Genomic DNA, 12,732 nt, shown 5'->3' on the forward strand with positions numbered 1-12,732 from the left:
GTGCTCGCACGGCAGCGGCAAGCGGTGATCCTGGAGGAGATCCGGCGGATCGGGGCCGTCAAGGTCTCCGATCTGGTGGTCCGGCTCGGGGTCTCGGACATGACGGTCCGCCGCGACCTCGACGTGCTGGCCGGCAGGGGACTGCTGGAAAAGGTTTACGGCGGCGCGACCACGGTCGGCGGCCGCAGCACCGACGAGCCCGGCTTCGAGGCCAAGTCGGTGCGGCAGCTGCCGGAGAAGGAGGCGATCGCGCGGCTGGCCGCGGACCTGGTCCGCCCCGGCACCGCGATCGGCCTGTCCGCCGGCACCACCACCTGGACGATGGCCCGCTTCCTCGACGACGTGCCGGACCTGACCGTCGTCACCAACTCCATCCGCGTCGCCGACGTGCTGCAGCAGCGCGGCCGCACCGACCGCACCGTGGTGCTCACCGGCGGCGTGCGCACGCCGTCGGACGCGCTGGTCGGCCCGGTCGCCGTGCAGGCGCTGCGCTCGCTGCACCTGGACGTGGTCTTCCTCGGCGTGCACGGGATGGCCCCGCGCGCCGGCTTCACCACCCCCAACCTGAACGAGAGCGAGACCAACCGCGCCCTGGTGGACGCCGCCGGCCGCGTGGTCGTCGTGGCGGACAGCACCAAGTGGGGCACGGTCGGCATCTCCACCATCGCCGATCTCGACGAGGCCGACGTGTTAGTCAGCGACGGCGGCCTGTCCGAGCAGGCGCGGCAGGTGTTGGGCGAGAGCGTCGGCGAGCTGCGGCTGGCCGATCCACCGAAGCAGGGACAGGAACAGGGAGTCGGTGCGTGACCGAGGCATCCACCAGCAGCATCCGGCGCACGTCAAGGAGGTTGGCGGACGGCCGCGAGATCATCTACTTCGACGACACCCCGGACGCGCCGGAGCGCGTCGCCGTCGACACCCGTGACCTGCCCGAGCAGGCGCCGCACAGCGAGGTCCGCCGGGACCCGCTGACCGGCGAGTGGGTGGGCATCGCCGCGCACCGGCAGACCCGCACCTACAAGCCGCCGGCCGACCTGTGCCCGCTGTGCCCGACCTCGCCGGGGCGGCCCACCGAGGTGCCCGAGTCCAGCTACGACGTGGTGGTGTTCGAGAACCGCTTCCCGTCCTTCGCGGAGTCGGTGCCGGACGTGCCGTCCACTGTGGACGGCATGCCGATGGTGGCGCGGGGGCCCGGCCGGGGCCGCTGCGAGGTCGTCTGCTTCACCTCCGACCACAACAGCTCCTTCGGCGCGCTGACGCCGCGCCGGGTGCGGACCGTGGTGGACGCGTGGGCGGACCGCACCGAGGCGTTCGGCAGGCTGCCCGGCGTGGAGCAGGTCTTCCCGTTCGAGAACCGGGGCGAGGAGATCGGCGTCACCCTGAGCCACCCGCACGGGCAGATCTACGGGTACCCGTTCGTCACGCCGAAAACCTCGCGCATGCTGGAGGTCGCCGCGGAGTACCGGGCGGCGCACGGCACGCACGTGCTCGGCGACGTGCTGGCCGCGGAGCGCGCCGCCGGCACCCGGGTCGTGGCGTCGTCCGACCACTGGACCGCGTTCGTGCCCTCGGCCGCGCGCTGGCCGGTCGAGGTGCATGTGGTGCCGCACCGACAGGTGCCCGATCTGCCCGCGTTGTCCGAAGTGGAGCGTGACGACTTCGCCACGCTGTACCTGGAGGTGCTGCGCCGGCTGGACGGCCTCTACAACAAGCCGCTGCCCTACATCGCGGCCTGGCACCAGGCGCCGGTGCGCACCGGACGTGACCTGGCCTGGCTGCACCTGGAGGTGTTCTCGGTGCTGCGCACCGCGGACAAGCTGAAGTACCTGGCCGGCTCGGAGTCGGGCATGGCCGTGTGGATCAACGACACCGCGCCCGAACAGGTAGCTGAGAGGTTGAGGGCAATCTGAGGGGGATTCCTCACAACACCCCCAGGATGGTCTCAGGTCGCTCTCAGGCTCACCCGGCACAGTTATGGCCATGACGGAGAACAACCCGGGTGCCGCCGGGCCCACGCCGGAGCGGCCCGAGCAGCCCGCCGAGCAGGCGGCCCAGCAGCACAACCCGGCGGCGCAGCCTGAGGCGACCCCGCAGCCGGCCGCCCAGCCGACCGCCGCCGACCCGGGTGCGCCCGTGTGGAACCCCTGGGCTCCCCAGGGCCAGGAGCGACCCGTGCAGGAGCAGGGCCTGTCGGGTCAGGAACCGCCGGCCGGGCCGCCGTGGCAGCAGGGTGCCGCGCAGCCCGTCGGCGGGCCCCAACAGCAGCCCGGGTACCAGCCGACGGCGGCGTTCGCGCAGCCCGGCTACGCCCAGGTGCCGCCCGGCGCGAACCCGCACGTCCTGACGATGGACCAGCCGCACGGCGTCTACACCACGCCGCGCAAGCCCACCCGCACCAAGCTGGTGGTCGGCGTCGCCGTGCTCGCGCTGCTGGTCGGCGGCGGCGCCGGTGCGGTCGGCGGCTACCTGGCCGCCGCCAACGGCGCCGGCAGCTACAACTCACTGTTCACCAACACACCGACCCAGAACGCGTCCAACGTGGCGCCGGGCTCGGTGACCGACGTGGCCAACAAGGTGCTGCCGACCGTCGTCGAGATCAAGACCCAGGAGGGCGAGGGCTCCGGCTTCATCGTCTCCTCCGACGGCGAGATCATCACCAACAACCACGTGATCGCCTCCGCCATCGGCGGCGGCCAGATCGAGGTCGACTTCCAGAACGGCAAGACGGCATCGGCCAAGATCATCGGCCGGGACCCCACGACCGACGTCGCGGTGGTCAAGGCGCAGAACGTCACCGGCCTGCCCACCGCCACCATCGGCAGCTCCAGCAACCTCCAGATCGGCCAGCAGGTGGTGGCCATCGGCTCGCCGTTCGACCTGGCCGGCACCGTGACCACCGGCATCGTGTCGTCGCTGCACCGGCCGGTCAACGTCGGCGACGAGCTGGACCAGGGGCAGGGCCAGGGCCAGGGCGGCCGTGGCGGCGGCGGCCTCGGCGGTGGCGGGCTGGGCGGCGGGCAGCAGCAGCAACAGCAGCCCAGCCAGCAGCAGGACACCGTGCTGGACGCCATCCAGACCGACGCCGCGATCAACCCCGGCAACTCCGGCGGCCCGCTGGTGAACATGCAGGGCCAGGTCATCGGCATGAACTCGGCGATCTCCAGCCCCAACTCCAGCGCGCAGGCCCAGGGCGGCTCGGTCGGCATCGGCTTCGCCATCCCGATCGACCAGGCCAAGCGGACCGCGCAGCAGATCACCCAGACCGGCAAGGCCACCCAGGCCCAGCTCGGCGTCGGCGTCAACGAGACCACCGACGGCACCGCCGGGGCCCTCATCGGCAGCGTCACCGGCGGCGGCGCCGCCGACAAGGCCGGGCTCAAGCAGAACGACGTCGTCGTCAAGCTGAACGACCGCGTGATCAACAGCGCCGACGCGCTGGTGGCGGCCGTGCACGCGCAGGCGCCCGGCGACACCGTGACGCTGACCCTGGCCAACGGCAAGACGCTCCAGGCCACCCTGGGCGGCAACCCGATCAACGTGCAGAACTGAGTTTTTGGCGCTCGCTTCGCTCGCGCGGCTCGGCCCCTTCGGGGGCCGACGCCTCGCCCTTGCTGGATTTCGATCGGCCACGTCGGCTCTGTGGTGGGTGCGTGGGTGGTGGCCGATCGAAATCCACCAACCGGGCGAAGCGCCGGCGGGGCCTCGCGCTACATCGGTCGGCGGCGGGCGGAACGGGTTCGGAGCAATCCCGCGAGCACCACGACCGCCCACAGCACCGCCAGCGTGATCAGGGTGCCGGTGACGTAGTCGCGGTCGTGCAGGCCCGGTTTCGGTGGGAAACCGTAGGGGCGCCAGGCTTCCGTGACGGCGAGGAAGGCGATGACCGCGGTGGAGCCGATGCCGAAGTGCAGCGGCCAGCGCCATGCGGTGGTGGTCCATCGCGCGACGGCCAGGCTGAGCAGGCCGGCGATGGGCAGCACGACGGCGTCGTCGAGGACGGGCGGCCCGATGAACCAGGCGAAGATGTCCTTGGCCAGCGGGAATGCCAGCCACGCGCCGAAGGCCAGCGCGGCCAGCCCGAGCACGCCGAGCACGATCCTCACGTGATCACCTCCAGCCGGCGCACCCACTTCGTCTGCAACACGCCCGGCCGGCTCGGGGCGATGATCCGGCACGGATAGCCGTGATCGAGGTCGAGCACCTTGCCCTCCAGCCGAAGCGCGAGCAGCGTCAGCGGATCGGACGTGTGCACGCCGGGCAGGGTGGTCGAGTTGTACAGGCCGGCCCGTTCCAGGGAGCTGACCCGTACGGCCGATCCCGCCGGCGCGCCAACGGCTTTCAGCAGGTCCATCACCGGCACGCCGCTCCAGGTGGCGGTCTGGCTCCAGCCCTCGACGCACGCGATCGGCAGCGCGGCGGTGGTCTGCCGCATCGACTGGAGTTGTTCCCGTGAGAACAGGGTGGTGCCGTTGGGGCCGGCGACTTCCAGCCGCCAGCTCGAATCGACGGTGACGACATTGGCCTGCGCGGCGGTGCGGTTGACCGGCAGCCCCTGCTCGCCGTTGTTGGAACGTTCCGACAGTGCGGAGACGTTGCGCAGGAAGGGAATCGTGCTGCCGCCGAAGACCAGCACGGCGACGCCGCTGGTGAGCCACGTGGTGCGGAGGAAGGCCCGGCGGCTGACGTCGATCTCCTTGCGGCGGTGTTCGCGGATCAGCGGCAGTTTCACCGCGATGTGCACCAGCAGCGAACCGAAGGCCACCCAGGCGACCGCGTAGTGCGCGGTGGGGAAGAAGAAGCTCCACGGATAGTTCTGCGCCGCGTTGAACGTGCCGGTGGCGAGCTCGAAGAACGCCGCCCCGGCCAGCACCAGGATGGAGATCCGCTCCAGCGCGTGCAGGAGGGACTTCACCGCCGGCCGTTCGAACAGCTTCGGGTAGACCGTCCAGAGCTTGGCGATGAGCAGCGGAATCGCCGCGACGCCGGAGATGACGTGCGCGCCCTGCGTGATCCGGTACAGGTTGATCGGGCGGCTCGGCCAGTAGAACCAGGGGGCGGGGTGCTGGATGAAGTGGCTGAGCACGCCGGTGACGAAGCAGATCGTGAAGGCGATGCCGAGCCAGGTGCCGACGCGCGAGGTGACCCGCGGATCGTGCACCAGGCTCTTGAACTTCAGGAGCCCGAACGCCTTGTCCTGCGCTCGGTTCGCGCTGTCCTGCAACCTGGTCAGGACTTCCGGAGTTCGGCGAACCACCGACCGCCCCTCTCGTTCACCCAGCCGACCTTCAGGCCGGCGGCTTGGGCGGTGCGGTCGAGGCCGTCCGGACCGAGGCGGGCCCAGTCGAACCAGTGGCCGCGATTGTCCACGCTGGACAGTCGGACTTGCTGTCGGCGCAGTCCGATGCCGGGCGGGTCGAGCTCCGTGAGGACGCTGCCGCCCGGCCGGAGCAGGTCGCGGACCCGGTGGAGCAGGGCGACGGGATCGCCGCCGATGCCGATGTTGCCATCGGCCAACAGGACGTGCCGCCAGCGGCCCTCGCCGGGGATGCGGTCGAACACGTCCCGACACAGCGCGGCGGCGCCGCGGGCGACGGTCAGGTCGACGGCGATCGGCGAGATGTCCACGCCCAGCGCGACCAGGCCGCGGCGGGTCAGCGCCTCGACCAGCCGGCCGGGCCCGCAGCCGACGTCGAGCGTCGGCCCGAGGCACGCGGCCAACAGCACCTCGTCGGCGCTGTCCGACTCGTCGCGCCACCTGGTCACCGGCAACATCACTCGCTCCCCGTTCGCGCACTCCAGCCAACAGTGCTCGCCGAGCAGCCCGGGATCGAACTCGGTCGTCGTCACGGGATGGGCTGCCCCGCCGTGCTGATCGCAGCCACCGCGGCCGCGAACCGACTGCGCGGCACCAGCTTCGCCACTCGCGCGGCGTCCACAACCGTGTCCACATCGGACAGAACCGGCAGTGGTGTGACGTGCAGGTCCCGGTCGTGCAAGGCGTCCAGGGTGCGGCGGCCGGTGTCTGGCTGCGACATCGGCACGTCACTGAGCGCCATGGCGTGCACCGGATCCCTGAGACCGAGCGCCCACCAGCCGCCGTCCTCGGCGAGCCCGAGCGTGGCGTCGCCGGCGAGGGTGCCGACGACCGCCGAGCCGAGCAGCCATGGCGTGACCTGCGGCGTGTCCATGCCGATCTGGACCACCGGCAGGTCGGCGACGTCGTGGTGAGCGTTCACCAGCCGTTCGGCGAAGTTGTCGCCACGCTGGGGGATCACGTCGAACCAGCGCAGCATTCGGCGCAGTTCAGGGGCCTGGGCGGCGGCATCGAGGTCGCCGGTCATCGCGACGACCCGCCGGACGCGCGGCACCGCCAGCACCGCGTCGAGCGTGTCCAGCAGCGACGCCGCGGCCACCTCGGCGGCCTGTTCCCGGGTCGCGGCCGGCGTCAGCCGGGTCTTCGCGAGCCCCGGCACCGGGGCCTTCGCCACCACCAGCACACAGGCGCGTTCGTTCATCGGAGCACCCCCGCCATGTCGTGCACGGCCCGCAAGGTGCCGCGCACAGAACCGGAAACCTTGGACTTCGTGCCGGCCGTGCGCGGCCGGTACGTGACGTCCGACTCGACGACCCGCCACCTCGCCTCGTTGGCACGGATGAGCAGTTCGAGCGGATAACCGAAGGCGCGATCCTGAATCCCCAGGGCCAGCAGGCTCTCCCGACGAGCGGCCCGCATCGGCGCGATGTCCCGAACCTTCAGGCCGCGCCGGCGCATGAGCCCGGCGAGAATCCTGTTGCCCAGCCGGGCATGCCACGGCCAGCTGCCGCGCCCCTGCGGAATTCGCCGCCCCACGGCCATGTCCGCGCCGGCGAGCACCCGCTCCACCAGCGCCGGCAGCTGCCGGGGATCGAGCGACCCGTCGGCGTCCAGGAAGCAGACGATGTCGGCGGTCGCGTGTTCCAGACCGGTGTGCACGGCGGCGCCGTAGCCGCGCCGGGCCTCCCGCACGACCGTCGCCCCGTGGGCGGCGGCGACTTCCGGCGAGCCGTCCGACGACCCGTTGTCGACGACGATCGCGCGATATCCAAGCGGCAGCGCATTGAGCACGGCCGGCAGCGCCAATGCCTCGTCGAGGCACGGCAACACCACATCGACGGTATCCACCCAGTCGAAGCTAGAGCCGTCGCGTAATCGGCAGAACCCTTTCCGTGCTTACCGAAAGCTGACGACACCGAAAGTCTTACGGAGTTCTTGCGAACCACGGATCCGGCCATTCCGGCCGCTACCGTGTCAGGCGTGGCTCGACGCATCGGCACGCGCCTTGATCTCGTCGTGGGCGGCGCCTCGCTGCTGCTCGTGGGCATCGCCACGGCGGTGGGCCTCGTCGTGCCCAATATCTTCGTGTCCGCGCCGCCGTTGTTCGGGGATTGGCTGCCGCACGTGGGAATCGGCACGCCGCTGGCGATTCTCGTCGCGCTGACGGTGATCATCCGGCGGCCGCCGCTGCGATTCGCCTATCCGCTCGCGGTCGCCTGGACATTCTCGCTGGCGCTGATCGACGGCTGGCAGCGCGGTATCGCCGGCCGGCTGACGACAAAGGACGAATACCTGCACGAGGTGCCGGGTGTGCACGACATCGGGGCGATGCTCCGGTCGTTCAGCGGACGGATCCTCGACTACCAGCCCGACTCGTGGACCACGCACGTCGCCGGCCACCCGCCGGGCGCGCTGCTGATCTTCGTCTGGCTGGACCGGATCGGCCTCGGCGGCGGCGCGTGGGCCGGTGTGGCGGTGATCCTCGTCGGCAGCCTCACGGCGTTCGCGGTGCCGTGGACCATCCGGTCCCTCGGCCACACCGAGCTGGCGGCGGCCGTCGTGCCGTTCTCCGTGCTGCTGCCGGGGGCGGTGTGGGTGGGCGTGTCCGCCGACGGCCTGTACGCCGGCGTCACGGCGCTGGCGATCGGGCTGCTGGTGCAGCGGCACTGGATCGCCTGGGTCGGCGGCGGCCTGCTGCTCGGGTACTCGGTGTTCCTGTCGTACGGGCTGCTGCTGTTCGGGCTGGTGGCCCTCGGCGCGGTGATCGCGACGCGGCGCTGGGCCGCACTGGGTGTCGCACTCGTTGCCGCCGGCGCGGTCATGGCCGCATTCGCGGCGGCCGGGTTCTGGTGGCTGGACGGCTACCACCTCGTGGTGGTGCGCTACTACCAGGGCATCGGGGCGCTGCGGCCGTACGCCTACTGGGTGTGGGCGGACCTGGCGGCGCTGGTGCTGGCCGCCGGCCCGGCGGCGGTCGCCGGCCTGCGCCGGCTGCCGGGGTCGCCGCTGCTGCTGCTCACCGGCGCGGCCGTGCTGGCGATCCTGCTGGCCGACGTAAGCGGGCTCAGCAAGGCGGAGGTGGAACGCATCTGGCTACCGTTCACGGTGTGGCTGGCGCCCGCGGCGGCGCTGCTGCCGGCGTCGACCCGCCGGTGGTGGCTGGCGGCGCAGGCGCTGACCGCGCTGGCGGTCAACCATCTGGTGCTGACGAACTGGTGAAGACATGAGTGGACGGGTCCTGGTCGTTGACGACGACGAGACGGTGCGCGACGTGGTGCGCCGCTACCTGGAGCGCGACGGGCACGAGGTGGTGGTGGCCGGCGACGGCGAGAGCGCTCTGCAACTGGTCGCGAAGCAGGTGCCGGACCTGGTCGTGCTGGACCTGATGCTGCCCGGCATCGACGGCCTGGAGGTGTGCCGGCGGCTGCGCCAGCGCCTCTCGGTGCCGATCGTCATGCTGACCGCGCTCGGCGAGGAGGAGGACCGCGTGGTCGGCCTCCAGCTCGGCGCTGACGACTACGTGACGAAGCCGTTCAGCCCGCGTGAGCTGGCGTTGCGGGTCGGCTCGGTGCTGCGCCGGGCCAAGGGCGTGTCCGCCGGGCCGGCGATGGGCGAGCTGCTCGACGGCGGCCTGCGGCTGGACACGGTCGCCCGCAGCGCCAGCCTGAACGGCGCGCCGCTGGCGCTGACCACGCGCGAGTTCGACCTGCTGGTGTTCTTCATGGTCAACCCGGGCGAGGCGTTCAGCCGTCCGCAGCTGCTGGAGCGGGTGTGGGGCTGGGACTTCGGCGACCAGTCCACTGTGACCGTCCACGTGCGACGGCTGCGGGAGAAGATCGAGGAGGACCCGGCCAACCCCAAGCGGATCGTCACGGTGTGGGGCGTCGGCTACCGCTTCGACGGAACGAGGTAGCCCATGCTGGTCGAGCTCATGCACATCGCCCCGTACGCGATCGCCTTCACACTGCCGATCGCGTTGCTGGGCCTGGTGCTGCTGCAATGGCTCGGGGAGCGCTCGCTGCCCACGTCCATGACGGTGCTCGTGCTGGTGCCGCTGGTCGCCACCGCCGGCGGCGTGATCGGCGTCAGCGGCTTCATGTTCACGCCGATGCTCAACACCACCCTGCTGGTCTACCTGTGGATCGCGCTGGTCACCGTGCCGGCCGCGCTGCTGCTGGGCCGGGGCATCGCCAAACGGACCGTGTGGGAACGCGCCGCGCGGGTGCGGGAGCGCGCCGCCGAGGCGTCGCGGCGGGAGCTGGTCGCGTGGATCAGCCACGACCTGCGCACCCCGCTCGCCGGCATCCGCGCCATGGCCGAGGCCCTGTCCGACGGCGTCGTCTCCGCACCGGAGGACGTCGCCGGATACGCGTCACGGATCAGCGCCGAGACCCAGCGCCTGTCCGGCATGGTCGACGACCTGTTCGAGCTCTCCAAGATCACCGCCGGTGCGCTGCGGCTCACCATGTCCGCGGTGCCGCTGCGCGACGTGATCAGCGAGGCCGTCGCCGCCGAGGGGCCAGTCGCCGCGAGCAAGGGCGTGCGCCTGGAGGCCAACGCCGAGGAGTGGCCCGTCGTGCTCGGCAGCGACCCCGAGCTGGCGCGCGTGATCCGCAACCTGCTCTCCAACGCCATCCGGCACACGCCCGCCGACGGCACCGTCGCCGTGCACGTCGACGCCGAGAAGGACCAAGCAGTGGTCAGCGTCGACGACGCCTGCGGCGGCATCCCCGACAACGAGCTCGACCGCGTCTTCGACGTCGCCTTCCGCGGCAGCGCCGCCCGCACCCCGTCCGGCGACGGCGGCGCCGGCCTCGGCCTGGCCATCGCCCGCGGGCTCGTCGAGGCCCATCAGGGCGAGATCGCTGCCCGCAACCACGGCCCCGGCTGCCGGTTCGAGGTCAGGCTGCCGATCGCGGTCTAACGTGGAAGGCATGGGGGAACCACTGCCTTTCGGGCTCATCGCCGACGAGTACGACCGCCGCCGTCCGGCGCCGCCCGAGGACCTGGTCGACGACCTCGAACGTCTCGGCGGCTCGACTCTCGACGTCGGCTGCGGCACCGGCAAGGCGGCGGTCGCGCTGATCGAGCGCGGTCTCACCGTCCTCGGCCTCGAACCCGACGAGCGCATGGCCGCGGTCGCCAGGAGCCACGGCGTCCCGGTCGAGATCGGCGCCTTCGAGAGCTGGGACGACGGCGGTCGCCGCTTCGACCTGCTCACCTTCGCCGACTCCTGGCACTGGGTCGATCCCGTCGGCGGTGTGACCCGTTCGGCGGAACTGCTGCGTCCGGGCGGGATGGTCGCGCGGTTCTGGAACGCCCACACCGTGGACCCGGACGTGATCGAGACCTTCGACGCCCTCTACCGCCGGCACGCCCCGGAGATCCCGCGGGTGTGGGAGCCGGGCGATGGGGCCCTGATCCGCCTCGTGCGGACCGCTGACGGGGAACCGTTCGGGCAGAGCGGCAATTTCGCCCCGGTCCAGACGCACATGTACAGGTCGGAGACCGTGCGCACCGCCGACGACTGGGTCGCCACGGTCGCGACCACGAGCGATCACCTGCGGCTTGGCGACCGCCTCGGGCCGCTGTTGACGGAGCTGCACGCGGCGATCGAGGGCCTCGGCGGCGCGCTGCGGGTGCGCCGGTCGACGATCCTCGCGCTGTCCCGCCGCTTGTAGTCCTGGGACCCACACTCGGTGTGCCTGAGAGCGCGACTCGCGGGGGTTAGTGCCATACGGGGTCACGCAGGGGTGCGGTGGCGAAGTCGGCCACGCCGGCGGAGAAGGGCACCTGCGCGGTGAAGCCGAGGAGGTCGGCCGCCTTCGACGGATCGGCGACGACGTGCCGGACGTCCGCCGGCCGCGCACCGCCGACGACCCGCGGCGAGGGTCCGTCGCACGCGGCGGACAGCTCGGTGGCTAGCTCGCCGACGGTGTGCGGGTCGCCGGAGCAGACGTTGATCGGCTCCAGCACGCCGTCGGCCGTCGGCTGCTCCACCGCGAGGGCGTTGACCAGGGCGACGTCAGTGACGTGGACGAAGTCCCGCATCTGTTGGCCGTCCTCCAGTACGGTCGGCGCCTGCCCGTTGCGCAGCGCGGACCGGAACAGCGACGCGACGCCGGCGTAAGGGGTGTCGCGCGGCATCCGTGGCCCGTAGACGTTGTGGTACCGCAGCGCCCACACGGAGCCGCCGGTCTGCCGGGCCCACGCCGCCGCCAGATGCTCCTGGGCGAGCTTGGTCGCCGCGTACGTGCTGCGCGGCTCGAGCGGCGCATCCTCCGGCACCTTCCGCCACGCCAGTTCCGCGCCGCAGCGCGGGCACCGTGGGTCGTACCGGCCGGCATCCACATCGGACTGTCGCCGCGGCAGCGGCCGCACGACGCCGTGCGCGTGGCAGAAGTAGCGGCCCTCGCCGTACACCACCATCGAGGACGCCAGCACGAGCCGGCCCAGGCCCGCACGGTGCATCGCCGCGAGCAGCACGGCGGTGCCGTAGTCGTTGTGGGAGGCGTACTCCGGGGCGTCCGACGGGTCGACGCCGTGGCCGACGACGGCCGCCTGATGGCACACGACATCGACGCCCGTGAGCAGGCGGTCCAGCAGTTCGCCGTTGCGCACGTCCCCGAGCACGATCTGATGCCGCTGCGTCCACGCCGGCGGCTCCGCGCCACCGTGCGCCTTCGGCAGCAGGGCGTCGAGCAGCACCACGTCGTGCCCGCGATCGGTCAGTTCGTCGGCGACGTGGGAACCGATGAAACCGGCCCCGCCGGTGATGAGGACTCGCACGTCCCCGACGTTATGGGCAACGCCACCGTCGTGGTCGTCCGCGAGGTGGCACGTCACGGAACCGTCAGATCCGCGCGACCGCTAGGTTGGTGCCATGGAACGCAGTGCGCAGCGTCTCGGCCGTGCCCTCGTCGTGATCGTCAACGACTCGGTGGTGCACGGCGAGCACGAGGACACCACGGGGCCGTTGGTGACCGAACTGTTGGAGGAGACCGGCTTCATCGTCGACGGGGTCGTCGCGGTGTCCGGGGACGTGGTGGGCATCCGCAACGCGCTGAACACCGCCGTCATCGGCGGCGTCGACCTGGTCGTCACCGTCGGCGGCACCGGCGTGTCGCCGCGCGACCAGACGCCCGACGCCACCCAGGGCGTGCTGGACCGGCCGATCCCCGGCATCGCCGAGGCGCTCCGCTCCTCCGGCCTGGCCGCCGGCGCCGTGGACGCGGGCATCTCCCGCGGCCTGGTCGGCGTCTCGGGCAGCACGCTGGTGGTCAACCTGGCCGGCTCGCGCGGCGCCGTCCGCGACGGCATGGCCACGCTGTCCGCCCTGGTGCCGCACGTCATCGAGCAGCTGTCCAGCCTCGACGACGTCTGATCACGGTCCGGTTCGGGCCCCCGCCACCGCGGCG

The 12,732-nt window shown here is 72.0% G+C and carries 14 protein-coding genes; 8 read left to right on the plus strand and 6 right to left on the minus strand.

The window, feature by feature from the left end:
- The 3 genes from BCF44_RS30005 (at nucleotide 1) to BCF44_RS30015 (ending at nucleotide 3,549) form a co-directional block, all read left to right on the plus strand.
- A complete protein-coding gene (locus tag BCF44_RS30005; RefSeq protein WP_116177791.1) occupies nucleotides 1-807 on the plus strand; it encodes a DeoR/GlpR family DNA-binding transcription regulator in 807 nt (268 codons plus the stop codon).
- Between the two features lie 20 nt (nucleotides 808-827).
- Nucleotides 828-1,910, plus strand: a complete 1,083-nt coding sequence (gene galT / locus BCF44_RS30010; protein ID WP_116178076.1) for a galactose-1-phosphate uridylyltransferase — start codon at nucleotides 828-830, stop codon at nucleotides 1,908-1,910.
- A gap of 70 nt (nucleotides 1,911-1,980) precedes the next feature.
- Nucleotides 1,981-3,549 (plus strand): S1C family serine protease, encoded by a 1,569-nt coding sequence (locus BCF44_RS30015; RefSeq protein WP_116178077.1) that lies wholly within the window; start codon nucleotides 1,981-1,983, stop codon nucleotides 3,547-3,549.
- 158 nt (nucleotides 3,550-3,707) lie between these two features.
- Here BCF44_RS30015 and BCF44_RS30020 read toward each other — a convergent pair whose 3' ends face one another.
- The 5 genes from BCF44_RS30020 to BCF44_RS30040 are packed head-to-tail and all read right to left on the minus strand — an operon-like array spanning nucleotide 3,708 to nucleotide 7,162.
- A complete protein-coding gene (locus tag BCF44_RS30020; protein WP_116177792.1) occupies nucleotides 3,708-4,103 on the minus strand; it encodes a hypothetical protein in 396 nt (131 codons plus the stop codon).
- A complete protein-coding gene (locus BCF44_RS30025) occupies nucleotides 4,100-5,176 on the minus strand; it encodes a molybdopterin-dependent oxidoreductase (protein WP_379799705.1) in 1,077 nt (358 codons plus the stop codon). Before BCF44_RS30025 ends, BCF44_RS30020 begins: the two co-directional genes overlap by 4 nt.
- A gap of 50 nt (nucleotides 5,177-5,226) precedes the next feature.
- The gene (locus BCF44_RS30030; RefSeq protein WP_246015735.1) at nucleotides 5,227-5,847 is read right to left on the minus strand and encodes a methyltransferase domain-containing protein; all 621 of its coding nucleotides are present in this window, start codon (nucleotides 5,845-5,847) and stop codon (nucleotides 5,227-5,229) included.
- A complete protein-coding gene (locus BCF44_RS30035; RefSeq protein ID WP_116177793.1) occupies nucleotides 5,844-6,515 on the minus strand; it encodes a TIGR04282 family arsenosugar biosynthesis glycosyltransferase in 672 nt (223 codons plus the stop codon). Before BCF44_RS30035 ends, BCF44_RS30030 begins: the two co-directional genes overlap by 4 nt.
- Entirely contained in the window at nucleotides 6,512-7,162 is a 651-nt protein-coding gene (locus BCF44_RS30040) for a glycosyltransferase family 2 protein (protein WP_116177794.1), read from the minus strand. Before BCF44_RS30040 ends, BCF44_RS30035 begins: the two co-directional genes overlap by 4 nt.
- 132 nt (nucleotides 7,163-7,294) lie before the next feature.
- On the opposite strand from BCF44_RS30040, the gene BCF44_RS30045 reads away from it, so the two are divergent.
- Genes BCF44_RS30045 through BCF44_RS30060 form a run of 4 tightly spaced genes read left to right on the plus strand, consistent with a single transcriptional unit; the run spans nucleotide 7,295 to nucleotide 10,995 of the window.
- The gene (locus tag BCF44_RS30045) at nucleotides 7,295-8,533 is read left to right on the plus strand and encodes a hypothetical protein (RefSeq protein ID WP_246015737.1); all 1,239 of its coding nucleotides are present in this window, start codon (nucleotides 7,295-7,297) and stop codon (nucleotides 8,531-8,533) included.
- Nucleotides 8,534-8,537: 4 nt separating this feature from the next.
- Nucleotides 8,538-9,227, plus strand: coding sequence for a response regulator transcription factor (locus BCF44_RS30050; RefSeq protein ID WP_116177795.1), 690 nt, complete (start codon nucleotides 8,538-8,540; stop codon nucleotides 9,225-9,227).
- Nucleotides 9,228-9,230: 3 nt separating this feature from the next.
- Nucleotides 9,231-10,238 (plus strand): sensor histidine kinase, encoded by a 1,008-nt coding sequence (locus tag BCF44_RS30055; RefSeq protein ID WP_116177796.1) that lies wholly within the window; start codon nucleotides 9,231-9,233, stop codon nucleotides 10,236-10,238.
- Between the two features lie 10 nt (nucleotides 10,239-10,248).
- Nucleotides 10,249-10,995: a class I SAM-dependent methyltransferase gene (locus BCF44_RS30060; protein WP_116177797.1), complete on the plus strand. Its 747-nt coding sequence runs from the start codon at nucleotides 10,249-10,251 to the stop codon at nucleotides 10,993-10,995.
- Between the two features lie 46 nt (nucleotides 10,996-11,041).
- Here the strand turns inward: BCF44_RS30060 and BCF44_RS30065 are convergent, their stop codons facing one another.
- Nucleotides 11,042-12,103, minus strand: a complete 1,062-nt coding sequence (locus BCF44_RS30065) for an NAD-dependent epimerase/dehydratase family protein (protein WP_116177798.1) — start codon at nucleotides 12,101-12,103, stop codon at nucleotides 11,042-11,044.
- Nucleotides 12,104-12,197: 94 nt separating this feature from the next.
- Between BCF44_RS30065 and BCF44_RS30070 the strand changes: the two genes are divergently transcribed.
- The gene (locus BCF44_RS30070; RefSeq protein WP_116177799.1) at nucleotides 12,198-12,698 is read left to right on the plus strand and encodes a MogA/MoaB family molybdenum cofactor biosynthesis protein; all 501 of its coding nucleotides are present in this window, start codon (nucleotides 12,198-12,200) and stop codon (nucleotides 12,696-12,698) included.
- Nucleotides 12,699-12,732: the final 34 nt, after the last annotated feature.

The organism is Kutzneria buriramensis (genome assembly GCF_003387475.1).
Taxonomy (GTDB): domain Bacteria; phylum Actinomycetota; class Actinomycetes; order Mycobacteriales; family Pseudonocardiaceae; genus Kutzneria; species Kutzneria buriramensis.